General features: G+C 72.2%; 13 protein-coding genes. 5 read left to right on the top strand and 8 right to left on the bottom strand.

What is annotated here, in order from left to right; all coding sequences use genetic code 11:
* The first annotated feature begins 118 nt into the window (after nucleotides 1-118).
* Nucleotides 119-1,231: an ADP-ribosylglycohydrolase family protein gene (locus tag ACZ63F_RS08070; protein ID WP_469709670.1), complete on the top strand. Its 1,113-nt coding sequence runs from the start codon at nucleotides 119-121 to the stop codon at nucleotides 1,229-1,231.
* Here the strand turns inward: ACZ63F_RS08070 and ACZ63F_RS08065 are convergent.
* On the bottom strand, nucleotides 1,228-1,935 hold the full coding sequence (locus ACZ63F_RS08065) for a response regulator (RefSeq protein WP_469709669.1): 708 nt from the start codon (nucleotides 1,933-1,935) through the stop codon (nucleotides 1,228-1,230). The two genes, ACZ63F_RS08070 and ACZ63F_RS08065, sit on opposite strands and share 4 nt — an antisense overlap.
* Nucleotides 1,932-2,813, bottom strand: a complete 882-nt coding sequence (locus tag ACZ63F_RS08060) for a sensor histidine kinase (RefSeq protein ID WP_469709668.1) — start codon at nucleotides 2,811-2,813, stop codon at nucleotides 1,932-1,934. Before ACZ63F_RS08060 ends, ACZ63F_RS08065 begins: the two co-directional genes overlap by 4 nt.
* A 139-nt stretch (nucleotides 2,814-2,952) precedes the next feature.
* Between ACZ63F_RS08060 and ACZ63F_RS08055 the strand changes: the two genes are divergently transcribed.
* Complete coding sequence (locus ACZ63F_RS08055; protein ID WP_469709667.1) at nucleotides 2,953-3,660, top strand: ABC transporter ATP-binding protein; 708 nt, start codon at nucleotides 2,953-2,955, stop codon at nucleotides 3,658-3,660.
* Nucleotides 3,657-5,960 carry an FtsX-like permease family protein gene (locus ACZ63F_RS08050; RefSeq protein WP_469709666.1) on the top strand — a complete coding sequence of 768 codons (2,304 nt, stop codon included), beginning with the start codon at nucleotides 3,657-3,659 and terminating at the stop codon, nucleotides 5,958-5,960. Before ACZ63F_RS08055 ends, ACZ63F_RS08050 begins: the two co-directional genes overlap by 4 nt.
* 93 nt (nucleotides 5,961-6,053) lie before the next feature.
* Here ACZ63F_RS08050 and ACZ63F_RS08045 read toward each other — a convergent pair whose 3' ends face one another.
* The 6 genes from ACZ63F_RS08045 to ACZ63F_RS08020 all read right to left on the bottom strand — a co-directional run bounded on the left by ACZ63F_RS08045 (nucleotide 6,054) and on the right by ACZ63F_RS08020 (nucleotide 15,719).
* The gene (locus ACZ63F_RS08045; protein ID WP_469709665.1) at nucleotides 6,054-7,634 is read right to left on the bottom strand and encodes a sodium:solute symporter family protein; all 1,581 of its coding nucleotides are present in this window, start codon (nucleotides 7,632-7,634) and stop codon (nucleotides 6,054-6,056) included.
* 218 nt (nucleotides 7,635-7,852) lie between these two features.
* Nucleotides 7,853-8,641 carry an SDR family oxidoreductase gene (locus tag ACZ63F_RS08040; RefSeq protein WP_469709664.1) on the bottom strand — a complete coding sequence of 263 codons (789 nt, stop codon included), beginning with the start codon at nucleotides 8,639-8,641 and terminating at the stop codon, nucleotides 7,853-7,855.
* A 157-nt stretch (nucleotides 8,642-8,798) separates the two neighbouring features.
* Nucleotides 8,799-9,716 (bottom strand): LAETG motif-containing sortase-dependent surface protein, encoded by a 918-nt coding sequence (locus tag ACZ63F_RS08035; RefSeq protein WP_469709663.1) that lies wholly within the window; start codon nucleotides 9,714-9,716, stop codon nucleotides 8,799-8,801.
* Between the two features lie 213 nt (nucleotides 9,717-9,929).
* A complete protein-coding gene (locus ACZ63F_RS08030) occupies nucleotides 9,930-10,787 on the bottom strand; it encodes a hypothetical protein (protein ID WP_469709662.1) in 858 nt (285 codons plus the stop codon).
* Between the two features lie 157 nt (nucleotides 10,788-10,944).
* Complete coding sequence (locus ACZ63F_RS08025; protein ID WP_469709661.1) at nucleotides 10,945-12,798, bottom strand: MFS transporter; 1,854 nt, start codon at nucleotides 12,796-12,798, stop codon at nucleotides 10,945-10,947.
* 197 nt (nucleotides 12,799-12,995) lie between these two features.
* A complete protein-coding gene (locus ACZ63F_RS08020; RefSeq protein WP_469709660.1) occupies nucleotides 12,996-15,719 on the bottom strand; it encodes a serine hydrolase in 2,724 nt (907 codons plus the stop codon).
* 144 nt (nucleotides 15,720-15,863) lie between these two features.
* Between ACZ63F_RS08020 and ACZ63F_RS08015 the strand changes: the two genes are divergently transcribed.
* Complete coding sequence (locus tag ACZ63F_RS08015) at nucleotides 15,864-16,616, top strand: GOLPH3/VPS74 family protein (RefSeq protein WP_351957165.1); 753 nt, start codon at nucleotides 15,864-15,866, stop codon at nucleotides 16,614-16,616.
* Nucleotides 16,617-16,910: 294 nt separating this feature from the next.
* The gene (locus ACZ63F_RS08010; protein ID WP_093501737.1) at nucleotides 16,911-17,768 is read left to right on the top strand and encodes a helix-turn-helix domain-containing protein; all 858 of its coding nucleotides are present in this window, start codon (nucleotides 16,911-16,913) and stop codon (nucleotides 17,766-17,768) included.
* Nucleotides 17,769-17,946 lie beyond the last annotated feature (178 nt).

Below are 17,946 nucleotides of genomic sequence, written 5' to 3'. Positions count from 1 at the left end.
TCGGGACCACACAACCCACACTTCGCATGGCTAACTGCCCCCTGAACGGACCGTTCCCGGTCGATTACAGTGCTGAGCGCTCGTATGTACGGACGGTGCCCGTGAGGAGGTCATGGTGGTGAGTGCGACGTCGGGTGCCGTCTGGGGGCGTGCTGAGCAGCAGGACTTCCGGAGCCGGGTGCGGGGGACGCTGCTCGGCACCGCCGTGGGGGACGCGCTCGGCGGGCCGGTGGACGGGCTGACGCTGGAGGAGATACGGGCGGCCTACGGGCCCGAAGGGCTGGTCGATCTCGCGTTCGGGTACGGGCGGCGCGGGACCGTGACCCATCACACGCAGCTCACCCTCTTCACCGTGGACGGGTTGATAAGAGCCCAGGTGAGGAGGGACACCGGGGCCTGGCATCCGCCCACCGACCTGCACCGGGCCTACCTGCGGTGGGCGGCCACCCAGCGGGACTGGGGGCCGGACGAGCGGCGGAAGGAGGACGGGTGGCTCGCCAGGGAGGAGTGGCTGTACGCGCGCAGGGAGCCGACCCGGTCCCTGCTGCTCGGGCTCGGCGACGAGCGGATGGGGACGCTGGAGTCGCCGAAGAACCCCGATGACATGGGACCGGAGGCCGTCGCGCGGTCGGCGCCGTTCGGGCTGCTGGCCGGCTGGGAGCCGCAGCTCGTCGTACAGCTGGCCGTGGAGTGCTCGGCGCAGACGCACGGGCATCCGACCGCCTGCCTGTCGGCCGGCGCGTACGCGGTGATCGTGCACGGACTGGCGCGCGGCCAGTCCCTCGACGGGTCGGTCCAGCAGGCCCTCGCCCTGCTCGCCGCCCGGCCGGGACACCAGCCCGTCTCGGACGCGTTGCAGCACGCGCTCGGTGCCGTACGGCAGGGGATGCCCTCCCCGGGCCGGGTCGAGGAGCTGACCGGGGACGGGGCGGCGGACGGGATGCTCGCCGCGGCCGTGTACTGCGCGCTGGTGGGGGAGGACGTACGGCACGGGCTGAGCCTCGCCGTCAACCAGGCCGGGCCCTCCGCCGTCGCCGGCGCCCTCACCGGAGGCCTGCTCGGCGCCCTGCACGGCGAGACGGCCCTCCCGCCGGCCTGGGTGGCCGAACTGGAGGGCCGCCAGACCATCCTCGAACTCGCCGACGACTTCGCGATGGAGATGACTCAGGGCCCGGCGCTGCACAGCCCGGTCGGCGCGTCACCGGGGTGGCTCGCGCGGTATCCGCGCTAGGCCGGACCATCTCCCCGGGCACCGGAGTCACCGGCCCGCACCAGCCCTGTCTCGTAGGCGACGACGACGGCCTGGGCGCGGTCCCGGAGCCCCAGCTTGGCGAAGATCCGGGCCACGTGGGACTTCACCGTGGCCTCGCTCAGGGTGAGTTCGGCGGCCAGGTCCGTGTTGGACAGGCCACGGCCCAGCAGGGTCAGGACCTCCAGCTCACGGGGGGTCAGCGCGGCCAGGTCGGCGTGCACGGCGGGGGCACGGCCGGGCTCGGCGGCGAAGCGCTCCACCAGGCGCCTGGTGATCGACGGGGCGAGCAGGGCGTCGCCCGTGCCGACGAGCCGTACGGCCGCCGCCAGGTGTTCCGGTGTGACGTCCTTGAGGAGGAACCCGCTGGCCCCGGCCGCGAGGGCCGTGTACACGTAGCGGTCCAGGTCGAACGTGGTCAGGATCAGGACCCGGCACCGCGGGAGCTGCTCCAGGACGAGGCGGGTGGCCTCCAGGCCGTCCAGGTTCGGCATCCGGATGTCCATGAGGACGACGTCCGGCCTGAGCCTGCGGGCCGCCGCCACCGCCTCCGCGCCGTCCGCCGCCTCTCCCACGACCTCGATGCCGCGGGCGGTGAGGATCAGCCGGAAACCGGTGCGGATCAGGGTCTGGTCGTCGGCGATGAGGACCCGGGGGGACGGTCCGGAGCCGTCGGCCGCCGTCACGGGCGGTCCAGGGGGATGCGGGCCCGGACCCGGTAGCCGCCGCCGAGGCGCCGCCTGGCGTCCAGGTCCCCGCCGTACACCGCCACCCGCTCCCGCAGGCCGAGCAGTCCGCGGCCCGTGCCGGTGCCGGGGCCGCGCCGCGCCACCGTCCCCGCGGAGCCAGCCGGACCTGCGCCGGTCAGTACGCTCGGGCCGGTGTTCAGGACCTCCACGCGCAGCGCGTGGTCCGCGTAGCGCACGGTCACCTGGGCCGTGCCGCCGTCCTCGCCGTGCCGGAGCGCGTTGGTCAGCGCCTCCTGGACGATGCGGTAGGCGGTCACGTCGATGCCCTGGGGCAGCGGGCGCGGCTCGCCGGAGATCCGTACCTCCACGGGCAGCCCGGCGAACGAGATCCGGTCCACCAGCGGGCCGAGCCGGTCGAGGCCGGGCTGCGGCGCCGGTCCGGTGCCCTCGCTCCCCGGGAGTCCGACCAGGTTCTCGTAGTCCGCGTCCTCGCCGGCCTGGGACGGCGCCAGCAGCCCCAGCAGGTGCCGTAGATCGGTCATCGCCCCGCGTCCCGCGTCCTCCACGGCCCGCAGGGCCGCCGCGGCCTCGTCCGGCATCGTGCCGAGCACCTCCCGGGCGGCGCCCGCCTGCACCACCATGAGGCTCACGTTGTGGCTGACGATGTCGTGCAACTCCCGTGCGATGCGGTCGCGTTCGGCAGCCACGGCGGCGTCCGCGGCGCTCTGGCGCTCCCGTTCCAGCAGCCAGCCGCGCTCTCCCACGACGGCCTGCCACCGGCGCCGGGCACGCACCAGGGCCACGGTCAGCGGGCCGACGGCCGCGACCGCCACCGCCAGCGCCGTCACCAGCGCGCAAGTTCCCTGCTCGGACACGGGGTTCACTCTCGCAGACCGCCGCCGCGGCCGCATCGCCCGGTGGGACGGGCGCCCTGCATCTCCAGGATGAGAGGGCGGCCGGGTGCAACCCGGGGGCGGATGACCGCGCCTGCCCCTTCGGCCTAGCGTCCGGTGCATGGTCACTGATGACAGCGGGGACGAGGCCGTCGTACGACTCGACGGCGTGCGCAAGGAGTACGGCGGGACGACGGCCCTGGACGGGGTGTCGCTGCGGATCAGGGCGGGCGAGGCGGTCGCCGTGATGGGACCCTCGGGGTGCGGCAAGTCCACGCTGCTCAACATGGTTTCCGGCCTCGACCGGCCGACGGACGGCACGGTCGTCGTGCACGGTGAGGACGTGGGGAGGCTCAGCGAGAAGGGCCTTGCGCTGTACCGGCGGCGGCGTATCGGCATGATCTTCCAGTTCTTCAACCTGGTCGACGACCTGACCGCCCTGGACAACGTGGCGCTGGCCGCGCAGCTGACCGGGTCCCCGGCCCGGCAGGCCCGCCGCCGCGCACTCGAACTCCTCGAGGAACTGGGCATCGCCGACCGCCGCAACGCCTACCCCGCCGTGCTCAGCGGTGGGGAGCGGCAACGCGTCGCCGTGGCACGCGCGTTGATGAACCGCCCCGCCCTGCTGCTGGCCGACGAGCCGACCGGCGCCCTGGACAGCCGGGCCGGCGAGCAGGTGATGGACCTGCTGCTCGACCTCAACCAGATCGGCCAGACCCTGATCCTGGTGACCCACGACGAGCACCTCGCGCGGCGCTGCGCGAGCCGGCTGATCCTGCTCGCCGACGGCAGGGTGGCAGGCGAGCACACCCTGGAGCCGTCGGCATGAGGGCGGTGTGGGCGGCCGCCCGCGCGGCCGTACGCCGGCGCCGGCTGCAGACCCTCGTCATCTGGCTGGTGACGCTGACCTCGACCGGAGCGATCGTGGTCGCGCTGGGGCTGGTCGACTCGGCGTCCGCGCCGTTCGACCGGGCCTTCGCCAAGGAGCACGGCCCGCACGTCGTCGCCGCGTTCGACCCGGCGAAGGTGTCGGACGCGCAGGTGCGGCAGGCCGCCCGCGGGTCCGGGGTCGAGGCCGCCGCCGGGCCGTTCGCCCAGGCCTCCGTGGACCTGCCGCAGGACGCCAACCGGGAACTCACGGGCGCGGTCACCGTCGTGGGGCGGTCAGGCCCCGGGGGGCCGGTGGACCGGGTGGACCTGTGGGCGGGCCGGTGGGCCGCGCGGCCGGGTGAGGTGGTCCTGAACCGGCAGCCGGACTGGCGGACCGCGCTCGGCCAGCGGATCCGGCTGCCCTCGGGCACGGTCCTCACCGTCGTCGGCTACGGCTACGAGATGAGCCGGACCGCGGACGCCTGGGTCGCCCCGGCCCAGATGCCGGCGCTGCGGCCGACGGCCACCCAGATGCTGTTCCGCTTCACGGACGCGTCCTCGCAGAACCGGCTGCGCGCCGCGCTGTCGAAGGTCACCGCGGCCCTGCCCGAGGACGCGCTCACGGCCTCCCAGACGTACCTCACCCTCAAGCAGCAGGTCGGCGCCACGGCCCGGGCCTACGCCCAGTACCTGATGGCCTTCGGCGTCCTCGGCGTCGTCGTGGCCGTGCTCATCGTGGCCAACGTGGTGAGCGGTGCGGTGATCTCCGGCTTCCGGCACATCGGGATCCTGAAGGCCCTGGGGTTCACCCCCGGCCAGGTGGTCGCCGTCTACCTCACCATGGTCTCCGTGCCCGCGGTCGTCGGCTGTGCCCTCGGCACCCTGGCCGGGAACGTCCTCGCGCGGCCCCTCCTCCGGTTCGTGTTCACGGGACCCGACGCCGGGATGCTCCACCGCAGCGCCGGCATCGCGCCCTGGGTGAACGCGGTCGCCCTGCTCGGGATGCCGGCCGTCTGCGTGGCCGCCGCGCTCGTCCCCGCGGCGCGCGCCCACCGGCTGTCCGCGGCGCGGGCGATCAGTGCGGGCACCGCCCCGCGCGCCGGGCGGGCGCTGCGTCTCCAGCGCGCGCTGGCCGGCACCAGGCTGCCCCGGTCGGTGAGCCTCGGGACGGGCCTGCCGTTCGCTCGGCCGGGGCGCAGCGGTCTGACCCTGGCCGCCGTGGTCCTGGGGGTGGCCACCGTGACCTTCGCGACCGGCCTGGCCACGACGATGACCAGGTTCGGGGAGAGCGGCAGCGACTACGACGTGACGGTGTACGCGAGCCGGGTCAGTCACGGCAGGATCGTGGCGGCCGAGCACGGGGACCGCCGGCTCGACGCGATGCTGCGCGCGTTGCCGGGCGCGGGTCAGGTCACGGCGCGGGCGGACGCCGAGGCGCACATCGCCGGATCCGTGCAGCCGGTGATGTTCGAGGGCCGTCGCGGCGACCGGCCGCGGCTCGGCGACGTGCTCACCGCGGGGCGGTGGAACCACGGCCGTGGCGAGGCGGTGGCCTCCTCGGCGTTCCTGCGCCGGCACGGCCTGCGCGTCGGCGACCGGCTCGTGGTGATGAAGGGGGAGCGCCGGGAACGGGTGACCGTCGTCGGCGAGACCATGGAGACCGACGGCCGGCTGCTCGTCGGCGACTGGCCGACGTTCACGGCGCTCGCCCCGGGGGAGAGGCCCATCGCCTACCACGTGAAGCTCCGCGACGGCGCCGACCCGGCCGCCTACGCACGGGCGGCCCGCGCCCTGGACCCCGGCCTCGATCCGGAGGTGAGCGGCTCCAACAGCAGCGCCGAGACCGTCATCGGCTCCGCGACGCTCCTCACCGCCATGCTCGCCGTGGTCGCCGCGCTGGGCGTGTTCAACACGGTCGTCCTCGACACCCGGGACCGCCGCCGCGTCCTGGGCATGCTCAAGTCCATCGGCATGACGCCACGCCAGGTCACGGTGATGACGGTGACCTCGATGGGGATCCTGGGGGTGATCGGCTCCCTGGTCGGCGTCCCGCTGGGCATCGCGGGCTACGACCTGGTGGTGCCGCGCATGGCGAACGCCGTGGACATCGTCCTGCCTCCCTCCATGACGGACGTGTGGCGGGCCGGCGTCCTGGCTCTGACGGCCCTGTCCGGCCTCGCGATCGCGGTGCTGGGCGCGTACCTCCCGGCCCGGGGCGCGGCACGGCTCACGGTGGCGGAGGCGCTGCACAACGAGTGAGGCGGCCGGGGGAGCAGGGCCGCACACATGGCTGACTCGGCCCGCCACGGGGGGCGGGCCGAGTCGCGTGCTCGACGTGCCGGTGGCCGTCGGTCAGTCCGTGACCGGCGACTCCAGGGTGTCGCCGCCGCCGGCCGGGGCCTGTGCCGGGACCGGGACCGCCGCGGCCGTGCTGTCCCCGTCCGTGTTCACGCTCTCGATGATCGCGAGGCGTTCCGGGGTGTCCTCCGGCTTCAGGTAGCCGACGAGGACGTAGAGGACAAGGGAGACGGCCAGCGGCACCGAGACCTGGTACTGGAGCGGGACGCCGCCGTCGACGTTCCAGTTGATCGGGTAGTTGACCAGCCAGAAGGCGAACAGGCCCGCCGCCCAGCTGGTGAGCGCGGCCGTCGGTCCTGAGCGGCGGAAGGGGCGGAGCAGGCCCAGCATCATCGGGATCGCGATCGGGCCCATCAGACCGGCCACCCACTTGATGACCACGGTGATGATGTCCTTGAAGGTGGGGGAGTTGATCTGGGTGGCCACCGTCATGGACAGGCCGAGGAAGACGACCGTGGTGACGCGGGCCGCGATCAGGCCCGAGCGTTCGTTCCACGCCCGCGCCCGCTGCGAGACGACCGGGGCCACGTCACGGGTGAAGACGGCCGCGATCGCGTTGGCGTCGGAGGAGCACATCGCCATCGTGTGGGAGAAGAAGCCGACGATCACCAGGCCCAGCAGGCCGTGCGGGAGGAGCTGTTCGGTCATCAGGCCGTAGGAGTCGGAACCGTCCGGCTTCTGGGCGTGCACCAGGAGCGGCGACATCCACATCGGGAAGAACAGGACGACCGGCCAGACCAGCCAGAGGGCGGCGGACAGGCGGGCGCCGCGCTCGGCCTCCCTCGGGCCGGCCGTCGCCATGTAGCGCTGGGCCTGGTTGAGCATGCCGCCGTTGTACTCGAAGAGCTTGATGAAGAGGAAGGCGAGCAGGAAGACCGTGCCGTAGGGGCCGACCAGCGGCTTGCCGTGGCCGTGCAGGGCCGGCTGGTTCCAGGCGTCGAAGAAGCCGATGCCCTTGTCGTTCAGCTTCAGGACGACGGCGACGAACATCGAGACCCCGGCCAGGAGCTGGATGACGAACTGGCCGAGTTCGGTGAGCGCGTCCGCCCACAGGCCGCCGATCGTGCAGTAGACGGCGGTGATCGCGCCGGTGATCAGAATGCCCTGGTTCAGGGTCACCCCGGTGAACACGGACAGCAGGGTGGCGATCGCCGCCCACTTCGCCGCCACGTCCACGATCTTCAGCAGCATGCCGGACCAGGCCAGCGCCTGCTGGGTGGAGAGGTTGTACCGGTTCTTCAGGTACTCCAGCGGGGACGCCACGTGCAGGCGGGAGCGGAGGCGGTTGACGCGCGGGGCGAAGAGTTTCGAGCCGATCGCGATGCCGAGCGCGATCGGGAAGGACCAGGTGACGAAGGACGTCACGCCGTAGGTGTAGGCGATGCCCGCGTACCCGGTGAACATCACCGCGCTGTAGCCCGACATGTGGTGCGAGATGCCGGACAGCCACCAGGGCATCTTGCCGCCCGCGGTGAAGAAGTCGCTGACGTTGTCCACGCGTTTGTGCGACCAGACGCCGATCGCGACCATCACACCGAAGTAGCCGATGAGCACGGCCCAGTCGAGCCCGTTCATGCGCCCCCCTTCCAGGGTCCGCCTACTGAACTCCGCTCAGCTGGCTGGCACTTCGCATAAGCGGAGCGGGGACGGGGCAGGCCGCGAAGTGCCCGCTCATCGTGGGTTCCGTTGCGCGGGCACGACAAGCGGGCGTAGGGTCAAGGGGCAGTAAAATCGTTCGCCTTCCTGACCTTGGTTCATGAGTATGAACGACGGGATGACTCGTGGATCGCCCCTCAGTGCATCAGCTCCCCCGCGTTGACCAGCAGTGACTGGCCCGTGATGGCCCGCGCCCGGTCCGAGGCCAGGAACACCGCCGCGTCCGCCACGTCCCCGTCCGTCGCCAGCTCCGGCAGCGCCATCCGGGCGGTCAGCCGGCCCAGCACCTCGTCCTCCGGCACCCCCTCCGTGTGCGCGGTGAACTGGACGTACGCCTGCACCGGCGGACCCCACATCCAGCCCGGCAGCACGGTGTTGACCCGGATCCGGTGCGGCCCCAGCTCCCGGGCCAGCGAGTACATCGCGCTGGTCAGCGCGCCCTTGGAGGCGGCGTACGCGGCCTGCCTCACCTGGGAGGGCGCGGCGACGGCGGACTGGGTGCCGATGAAGACGACCGAGCCGCCCCCCGCGGCCTTCAGCGCCGGCAGGCACGCCCGGGTCATCCGCAGCGTCCCCAGCAGGTTGACGTCGATCACCGAGGCCCAGGTCGCGAAGTCGGCGTCCTCCACCCCGCCGAAGTAGGAGTCCCAGGCGGCGACATGGACCACCGCGTCGATCCCGCCGAACCGCTCCCGGGCCAGCGCGGCCAGCGCCTCGCACCGGCTCTCGTCGGTGATGTCGGTGGGCAGGTACGCGGTCCGGGTGCCCTCCGGATCGATCCCGGCCGCGCTCTTCGCGAGGTTCGCCTCGGTCCGCGCACCCAGCACCGCGTTCCCGCCGTCCCGTACGACGGCCGCGGCGATCTGGTGCCCGAGTCCGGCGCCGACTCCCGAGACGACGACGGTCTTGCCCGTGAGCAGCGACATCGATGACCTCCGTTCACTGACCTGTACCTGACGGACCGTCAGAGTAGGACCGGGCACGGGAGGGTGGAAGGGGGCCGGGGCGGCGGGGCCGTAACGGGCGACGGCCCCGCCCTGGAGGGGCGGAGCCGTCGGATGTCCGGGTGGCCTCGGGAGAGGCTCAGGACCTGCGGGTCCGGCGGGTGGCGAAGAGCGTGCCGGCGCCGAGCGCGATCACCAGGGCGGCGCCGCCGGCGATCAGGGGCGTCGAGGAACTGGCGCCGGTCTCGGCCAGCGGCGGGGTGCTGGTGCTGGGGGAGGGCGCCGGGGTGGTGGGCGGCGGCGTCTTCATCGGGGGCACGTGGGACGTGGTGGGCGGCGTGGAGGAGGTGGCCGGCGGGGTGGAGGACGCGGGGGTGGAGGGCGTCGGGGTGGCCGGTGCGGAGGTCTCCGGGGCGGGCGGCTGGCTCGCCGGTGTCGACGCGGAGGGCGTGGGGGAATCCGGCTGGTCGGGGGTGCACGGCTTGTCGCCGCCGTTCCAGGCGGCTATCAGGTGGTACGGGGTGACGACGTTGCCGGGCTCGTAGGGTGCGGGGCCGTGCCCGTCCCCCGACTTGCCGTCGTAGACGACGTCGTCGCCGTACAGGTCGATCTGCCCGTAGCAGTCGGGGCTCTTCACGGCCAGCTTCTGCCAGGTCCGCTTGGCGTCGTCGCCGCCCGCGACGTCGGCGGCGGTGAGGTACACCGTGGCGTGGTCGACGAGCGTCTGGTGGCCGGAGGTGTACCAGTTGGAGCCCTCGGTGGTGTACTCGGCCAGCGACACCGGGTACGTGCAGCCGGCGCCGACGTTCTGCCCGGGGGCGAGACGCACCTCGACCGTGCCGGGGGCGGAGTCCCACTGGTGGAAGCCGCCCTGGGAGGTCCAGTCGGCGCCGACCGGGTTTCCGTCGGCGTCGACGATGCGGTACTGCACGGTGGCCGTCTGGCAGTCACTCGCGGTGGTGGCGCTCGCGGTCGTGGCCCCGGCGAGGGGCGCGGCGGCGAGGAAGGCCGTCGCGGCGAGGGTGGCCGACGTTCTGGAGCGTGAGAAGCGCGTCACGGTGTGCCCTTGCGGAAACTAGGTGTGGGAGGTGGTCGTACGTGAGGGAGGTGCACAGGCCGACGGAAGACGGCGTGGCCCACCCCCGCGTCACTGCACTCGCTCTGGTCACAGCGAGGCGATCCGCATTCTCGCCAGCGCCGACAACGCGCGTCAATTTCTTGCCAGTTAAACAACATCTTCACACCGTCGACCGGCCCGGCCCCCGAGAGCTCATCGCAACTCCTCCACGTAACGGTCCGTCCCCGGCACCGTGGGGACGAACGGTGCGACGAACTGCACCTCGCCCAGGCCCGACGCCGTCACCGCCGTGTCCAGGTGCGCGAAGTGCGCGCGCCAGCCGTCTCGGGGGTCGCGGTCGAGGAACCACAGCAGGGTCAGCCGGGTTCCGACCCCCTCCACCTGCTTGACGTAGGTCATGCGGTCCAGGGGCAGGGGCGTCGGCGTGAAGAGGGTCACCATGGCCGCAGGGGAGCCCGCCAGCCGCTTCGGGAGGTGGTCGTCGCGCAGCCACGCGAGCAGTTCCCCGCGCTGCTCGGGGGAGCCGGCGTCGACGACCTGGACGACGAGACCGGCGTAGGGGTGGTCGAGGGCGTGGATGTCCCGAGGGCCCCGGTCGCCGTCGCGGTAGACCGTCGCCGCGTGGTCCTGGAAGGCGGTGAAGACATGCGTACGGTCCTGGAAGACGCGGTGGTCGCGGTTGAGGCGTCTGTTGATGCCGACGGTCCATCGCATGTGGTCGGCGTAGCGGCCGGCGGTCATCCAGTAGACGGATATGTAGCAGCCGGCCGTCACCGGCTGTGCCACGGCGGACTTCTCGGGGTAGCGCAGCAGTTGCAGGTCCCGCGTGGCGACCCAGCGGCGTCCCGCGTACATCCACGGCATGGCCATCGCGCCGGCGATGAAGTGGTCGTCCTCGTACCAGCGGTTGTACGCGCGCTCCCGACCGGGGTGCGGCTCGACCATGGTGATGAGCGCGTGCCCGAGGTCGGCTCCGTAGGGGCCGACGGCGGCCAGTTCGGCGTACAGGTCGCTGCGGGTCTCGTCTGCTTGCGTCGTGTCGTCTGCCATGGGTCCGGTTTAGCTGACGATGTGTCAGGTACGGAAGAGGAGGGACACGAACCGGCCGCCTCGCCGGCCGGGTCCGGGCCGCCGAGGTGGTAAAAGACCGAGGGTGGATCGACTCCGTGAGTCGATCCACCCTCGGTCATCCGTCATCCGCCGCTGATCACTTCAGCTCGTCGGGGCAGGGCGTGCCCCGTGGCAGCTGGTACGGCGACGCCAGCCGGTACGTCCCGGCCCGCGGGGCCAGCAGCATCGTCCACTTGTCCCCCTTGGCGTCCTCGGGCGTCTCCATCAGGCAGCCGTTGACGTTGGTGTACGTCTTCGGCTCGCCGTCGGCCCGGTGCTTGGAGGCCTCGGTCTCCTGCGGAGCCTTCAGGCTCTTGCCGTCCGCGTCGACGATGCTCAGCCACGGCGAGTAGGGGATCCGGATCAGGATCCGCCCGGCCTTGCGCACCTCGATGGTCAGCTCGCCCTGCTCCGCGCTGTCCACCGACGCGTTCGGCTCGGCGAGCGGCACCGGGTCGGTCACCCGGAACAGCTGCCAGTTGGCGTCGCCCCAGATCTGCTTCAGGTACGGCATCCCGCGCCGCACCAGCGCCAGCTCCCGCTCGCCGCCGTCCCCGTCCGGCTCGTCCTTCGGCACCACGACGAAGTGCACGGCCCAGCGCTGCAGCCACTCGTGGTAGCTCGCGGAGTTGAGGGTGTCGTCGTAGAAGAGCGGGTTGCGCTCCATGTCGGCCTGGCGGTTCCAGCCGCGGGCCAGGTTGACGTACGGCGCGAGCGCGGACGCCTCGCGGTGCGAGCGGGCCGGGATCACCTCGACACGGCCCTTCTCGGCGCCGACCTGCTGGAGCTGGTGGACGAGCGGGGCGAGCTCACGGGCCCAGGACGCGGCCGGGGTCGTGTGGAGGATGTCGTCGACCGACTTGAACCCGATCCAGCCGCAGAAGCCGAGGAAGGCGAGGACGACCGTGTAGTACTTGCGCGAGCGCGGGACGGTGTACGGCAGGGCCGCGATCAGCGTCGCGCCCGCGAACAGCATCGGCAGCCGCGAGATGTTCGAGCCGATCTGCGAGCTGACCAGCCACACCAGCACCACGCTGACGCTGTACACGGCCGCCGTCAGCCGGACCGTCCTCCACTCCTTCGGCACCAGGAAGAGGCAGAGCAGGCCGTACGCCAGCGGCATGATCACCGATCCGAAGCCCATCGGCTGGGTGCCGGAGAACGGGAACAGCCAGGCGGAGACCGCCACCACGGCCGCGGGCGCCAGGCCCAGCGCCCACGCGCCCGGCCGCCGCTTCTGCAGGAACAGCGCGACCGCGACCAGACCGACGAAGAGCCCGGCCACGGGCGAGGCCATGGTGGCGAGCGCGGCGAGCGGTGCGGCGACGAGCGCCTTCGCCCAGCGTTTGTACCGCCAGCGGTAGGGCCAGCAGAACACCGCGCCGACCGAGGCCAGCGCGAACATCGTGCCGAGCCCGAAGGTGACCCGCCCGGAGAGCGCGTTGCAGATCAGCGCGAACACCCCGGCGAGCGCGGCCCACAGGGGGTTCTTCACCGCACGGCTGCGGATGAGCAGGAGGGTCAGCAGACCGGCCGAGACGGTGCCGGCGAGCATCAGCGTCGTGCGGACGCCGATCAGCGACATCAGGTACGGCGAGACCACGCTGTACGACACCGGGTGCATGCCGCCGTACCAGGCGAGGTTGTACGCCGAGTCGGGGTGGCGGCCGACGAACTCGGCCCAGGCGTCCTGGGCCGCGAGGTCCCCGCCACTGTTCGCGAACGTGAAGAGCCAGATGACGTGCAGGATGCCGGCGAGGGCGGTGACCGACAGCACCGGGTGGCTCAGCAGCCGTCTGCGCAGCGGCTCGGCGGCCCGCAGCAGCCGGCCGACGGGCTTACGCTCCGTGTCGTCCGTGTCGTCCGCGGCTGCCGGCGGCACGGCTATTCGCGGGCCGGCTACCGGGCCCGGTTCGGCGTCGTCGGCACGTGTCGGCTCCGCTGTGGCCACCTGAAGGCACTCCCCGTGTCCCGTCTTCTGTTCTCGGCCGTGTTCCACGGTGTTGGCGGCCGCTTTCCGTCCAGTTCGCGGCCGTGTCCCGGCGACCGGCGACCTGCCCCGTTTCGTGACGCTAGCACGCACCCCGCCGCGGGGCCCTGGGGTGGGCCGCCATCAGCGGGGTGCGGTGACGGAATGCCGGTTATGGGTCAGCCGAGGTGCGTCAGCCTGCTCGTGAACCCGGGCTCGGCCAGATCCTTCTCCAGGGCGACCGGCACCTGGACGGCGGAGCCGGAGCCGTCACCCACGGTGAGAGTGCCCACCTTGGTGCCGGCCTTCGCGGTGTGCGGCACGTCGTCGGCGGCGAACGACAGCTTCACCTTCAGCCCCGACCAGCCGACGGCGGTGACGTCCTTCGTCGCCACGACCGGGGTACGGCCGCCGAGGCCGTCGTCCACGGAGCCGACGACGTCGCCCTTCTTGTAGATCGTCGCCGACTTCAGCGCGGCCTGGGCCGCCCGGATCAGCTTGTCGCCGGCGTTGAGGGCGGCGGTCAGGATGCTCTTGTCCGGGGCCGCGCTGGCCGGCTGCCGGATGACCGCGCCGATGATGGTGCGGGTCTCGCCGTTCACGTCCTTCTTCGCGGCGAAGACCAGGTTGCCGAGGGCGGAGGTGGTGGTGCCGGTCTTGATGCCGACGACGTTGTCCTGGCCGACCAGCTGGTTCCAGTTGCCGTGGTTGACGCCCTTGTAGTCGTCGTACGACATCATGGCGGCGACCTCGCGGAAGGACGGCTCGCTCGCCATCGCGGCCTTCGCCAGCTTCACCTGGTCCACGGCCGTGGACACCGTGGAGTTCGTGAGCCCCGACGGGTCCGTGTACGTCGTGTTGGTCATGCCGAGCTGCTTCGCGGTGGCGTTCATCTTCGCCACGAACGACTTCTCGGAGCCGGCGTCCCAGCGGGCCAGCAGGCGGGCCACGTTGTTGGCGGAGGCGATCAGGATGGACTCCAGGGCCTCGCGCTGCGTGATCGAGTCGCCGGCCGTCACGTCGACGGTCGACTCCTGGCCGGCGTTCGCCTGGTCCTGGGCCGCCTGGTCGATCTTTATCTTGGGGCCCGCGGCACCGCTCTTGAGGGGGTGGTCGCGCAGCACGATGTACGCGGTCATCACCTTGGCGACGCTCGCGATCGGCACCGGCTTCTGGTCGCCCGAGGAGCCGAACGTGCCGATGCCCTGGACGTCGAGGGCGGCCTGGCCGTCGGCCGGCCAGGGCATGTCGGTCCCGCTGCCGTCGAAGGTGTACGTGTCCTTCGCGGTGAGGTCGAGGGTGGGCTGCGGGAGCGGACGCAGAGTCTGTACGACCGCAAAGACGATCAGCAGGACGATGACGAGCGGCGTCCAGATCTTGACCCGGCGGAAGAGCGTGCGGACCGGGGTCTCCGGCGGCGGCGGGGTGTTGGTCAGCTCGGCGAGCAGGTCCAGCGGGGGCTTCGGGGGAAGCGGCTGCTGGGTGGTGCGCTCCGGGCCGACCTGGGGGAGGACGGTGGTGCGGGTGGTGGAGGCCGGCTCGGGCTTGGCGTCCGGCCTGGCGTCCGGCTTGGCGTCCGGCTTGGCCGCGGGCTTCGGGCCCTGCTTTATGTCCGACTTGAGGGCGACGAACTTGCTGGTGCGCTCGGCGTCGGTCGTGCCGCCGCCCAGCTTGAGGGTGGTGGTGGGCTGGTCGACCTGCGGGGGGCGGGGGGCCTTGAGCATGGTGGTGGGCTGGTCGACGGCGGGCTCGGCTTCGCCGTCGCCGCCGCCGGTCTTCCCACCCGCACCACCCGTGCGGCCATCGTCGCCGGGTGCGGGTGGCCCCTGCGGTCCGTCCTCGCCGTCGGCGTCCGCGGGTTCGGCGTCCGCCCCGGACCGCCCGGCGGGCGCGCCGTCTTCGGGTTCGGCGTCTTCGGGTTCGGCGTCCGCCTCCGGCTTGGCGGCGGGCGCGGCGTCTTCGGGTTCGGCGTCTGCCTCCGGCTTGCTGGCGGGTGCGGCGTCTTCGGGTTCGGTGGTCGCCTTGGGCTTGTCTTCCGCTGCGGCGTCCTCGGCGTCCTCGGCGTCCTCGGCGTCCTCGGCGTCCTCGGGGTCCGCGGCGGTCGCTGACTTGTCCTGGGGCTTGGCGTCCTCGGGCTCGTACGCCGCCTCCGGCTTGTCCTCGGGGGCGGAGTTCTCGGCGTCACCGGCAGTCGCCGACTCGCCCTGAGGCTTGGCGTCTTGGGGTTCCTCGGGGGTCGCCGACTCGCCCCGGAGGGCGGCGTCCTCGGCCTCGGTGGCCGTCGTCGGCTTGTCGGCGGGCTTGGTGGCCCCGGGCCTGGCCTCCGGGGCCTCGGCCGTTGCCGGCTTGCCCGCGGGGGTCGACTCGTGCCCGGGCGTGGCGTCTTGGGGCTCGGCGGCGTTCTCCGGGACGGCCGGGGTGTCCTCGGTCGTTGCCTCGGGCGCCGTAGTGGTCCTGGCGGCGCTCTCCGGGGGCTCCTGCGCCCTCTGCGCCCGTCCGGTGCCCGCGGGGGCCTCGGGGCCGTCCCCGGCCTCCGTGGCCGCCTCAGGGGCCGTCGCGTCCGCCGCGTCCTCCGCCGGCTCGCCCGTGCGGACCCATGCCGCCACCGCGTCGCGGAGCTTCGCGTCGTCCTTGCCGGTCTCGCCCGGTTCGCCGGTCTCGCCGGTCTCCTCGGCCGTCTTCAGGTCCCGCACCGAGAAGATCCGGGTCGCGGTGTCCACGCCGCCGGCGGTCTCCTTCCCGGCGGCCACCGCCAGTCGGGGGTCGCGTGCTTCGGGAACCGACTCCGCGCTCCCCGGCGTCGGTTCTGCCGACGACTCGCGCTGCTTCGACCTGTCGGGGGACTCGCCCGCCACCGATGCCTCCTCCACGCTCCGCACGTCGCCGTGCGCTGTCCGAACCATGTACCAGTGTCCTGTGTGCGGGCTTAGCCCCTGCGGTAGACGAGAACGACATACCTGCCGGTTCCCTTACGAACCGGTCACGCACCCTCGACAGACCAATGTGAGAGGGGTCACCCTGTCATTCATCCACGCGGGGAGGCATGGATGGGCAGGAGCCGCAGAACACTTCCGGAGGAGCTTCTGCTGCTGGCACTGGACCCGGCCACGGGTACCACTGCACAGCCGCAGTCGCTCGACCTCGGTCTGGCCGGAGCACAGCTAGTAGAGCTGGCGCTGGCCGGACGGATAGCCCCAGACGGGGATCGTATCGCCGTGGTGCAGCCACGGCCGACTGGAGATCCGACTTTGGACTGTGCGTTGGAGTTGCTGCGAAGGCGCGGTGCTCCCGTACGGGCTGTTCACTGGATCGGCGGGCCACGTCTCGGCCTTCGCCAGGTCTATCTCGCGCATCTGGAACGGTGCGGCATGGTCGCCGCCGTGGCGGGTCAGATGTGCGGGGTGCTGCCGACCACTCGCTACCAGGCGACGGACAACGCCGTCACCCGGGAGATCCGTGGCCGGCTGGATTCGGCGATCCGCACCGGCGTACCGCCGGACCCGCGGACCGCCGCGCTCGCCGCCCTGGCCCACGCGGTCGGTCTCGGCAAGCACCTGTATCCGGGCAACGAGGGACGGTCCTCTCGTTCCAGGCTGCGTGACCTGATCCGGCACGACCCGATGGGCGGGCTCGTGGCCCACGCCGTCATGGACGTGCAGAACGGCGCGGCCGCCCAGCCGCGCCGCGCCCCGGCCCAGGCCGGACCGGGCGTCAGGCCCGCCGCACCGGAACCCGCACGCGGTGTTCCGATGCAACCGCGCCGAGGTGCGGGCGCGATGGCGCGCGCCGTGGTGCACTGAGCCGCAGTTCCACGGCAGCAACAGCCGGCGACCGCCGGCGACACAGCACCCCTGAGACCCGGTTCGGGAGCCGCTGGTCCGAGCGGGGCGGCGGAGGCGTACGCAGTACGCGCCTCCGCCGCCCCCTCGGCATTTCCGTCCGGAGGTCCGGAGAATCCGGAACGTGCCCGAACTGACGCGTACGCGCCGCATATCCGCTGTTTCCCAGCGGTAGGAAGCACCTTGGTGGCAGTCTGCTCAACAGCAGATACGCAAAGTGGTAGTTACAGGCAGGCAGCCGGAGGTGCACGTCCCGTGGCGTCCAATGTCAATCCCACCGTCAGGCGGCGCCGGCTGGGCCAGGAGCTGCGCAGGCTCCGCGAGCTCAAGGGCATGACGGCGGAGGAAGTGGCGGAGCGGTTGCTCGTTTCGCAGTCGAAGATCAGCCGCCTGGAGAACGGGCGCCGGAGCATCAGCCAGCGCGATGTCCGCGACCTGTGCGGGGTGTACGAGGTCGAGGACCAGCGGGTCGTCGAGTCCCTGATGGAGATGGCCAGGGATTCGCGGCAGCAGGGCTGGTGGCACGCGTTCGGGGACATCCCGTACAGCGTCTACATCGGTCTGGAGACCGACGCCGAGTCGCTGCGGGTGTACGAACCCCAGCTGGTCACCGGGCTGTTGCAGACCCGGGCGTACGCCGAGGCCCTGGTGCAGGGCGCGTTGCCGGAGACCTCCGCCGCCGACATCGAGAAGCGGGTCCAGGTCCGGATGCGGCGACAGGAACGTATCACCGCGGAGCACAACCCGCTGCGCCTGTGGGTGGTGCTCGACGAGGCCGCGCTGCGCCGGCTCGTCGGCAGCAGGCTGGTGATGCGCGAGCAGCTGGAGTACCTGATCGAGATGTCCCAGCAGCCGCACATCACCGTCCAGGTGCTGCCCTTCGAGTGCGGCGCCCACCCGGGCCTCAACGGCCAGTACGCGATCCTGGAGTTCGCCGACGCGGCCGACTCCAGCGTCGTCTACCTGGAGGGCGTGACCAGCGACCTCTACCTGGAGAAGGCCCACGACGTGCAGAAGTACGCCGTGATGTACGAGCACCTGCGCGCCCAGTCGCTGAACGTCGAGCAGTCCCGGCAGTTCATCGCCGACGCGGCCAAGGAGTACGCCCGCTGAGGCAGTGGCGGACTGTACACCGGCGCCACGCTCCAGCGGAAGTCTCCAACGGAATATGCCACCCGGTCGAGTGAACGGGTACTCCAGGCGAGGAAGTTGGCTAGTAGCGTCGATCACGCCAGCCAGTCGGAAAGGTTGGCGTGAATCGCACTACAGCAAGCACCACAGCAACTCGCAA

This window comes from Streptomyces sp. NPDC104761, from assembly GCF_055583445.1.
Note: the sequence above shows the minus strand (reverse complement) of the source record. Positions and strands in the feature narration are given on the sequence as shown.

What these genes read in the sequence shown, in the direction of transcription:
- ACZ63F_RS08055 (WP_469709667.1), top strand. Translation starts at nt 2,953, where the DNA reads ATGGTCACTGATGACAGCGGGGACGAGGCCGTCGTACGACTCGACGGC.
- ACZ63F_RS08050 (WP_469709666.1), top strand. Translation starts at nt 3,657, where the DNA reads ATGAGGGCGGTGTGGGCGGCCGCCCGCGCGGCCGTACGCCGGCGCCGG.
- ACZ63F_RS08045 (WP_469709665.1), bottom strand. Translation starts at nt 7,634, where the DNA reads ATGAACGGGCTCGACTGGGCCGTGCTCATCGGCTACTTCGGTGTGATG.
- ACZ63F_RS08040 (WP_469709664.1), bottom strand. Translation starts at nt 8,641, where the DNA reads ATGTCGCTGCTCACGGGCAAGACCGTCGTCGTCTCGGGAGTCGGCGCC.
- ACZ63F_RS08030 (WP_469709662.1), bottom strand. Translation starts at nt 10,787, where the DNA reads ATGGCAGACGACACGACGCAAGCAGACGAGACCCGCAGCGACCTGTAC.
- ACZ63F_RS08020 (WP_469709660.1), bottom strand. Translation starts at nt 15,719, where the DNA reads ATGGTTCGGACAGCGCACGGCGACGTGCGGAGCGTGGAGGAGGCATCG.
- ACZ63F_RS08015 (WP_351957165.1), top strand. Translation starts at nt 15,864, where the DNA reads ATGGGCAGGAGCCGCAGAACACTTCCGGAGGAGCTTCTGCTGCTGGCA.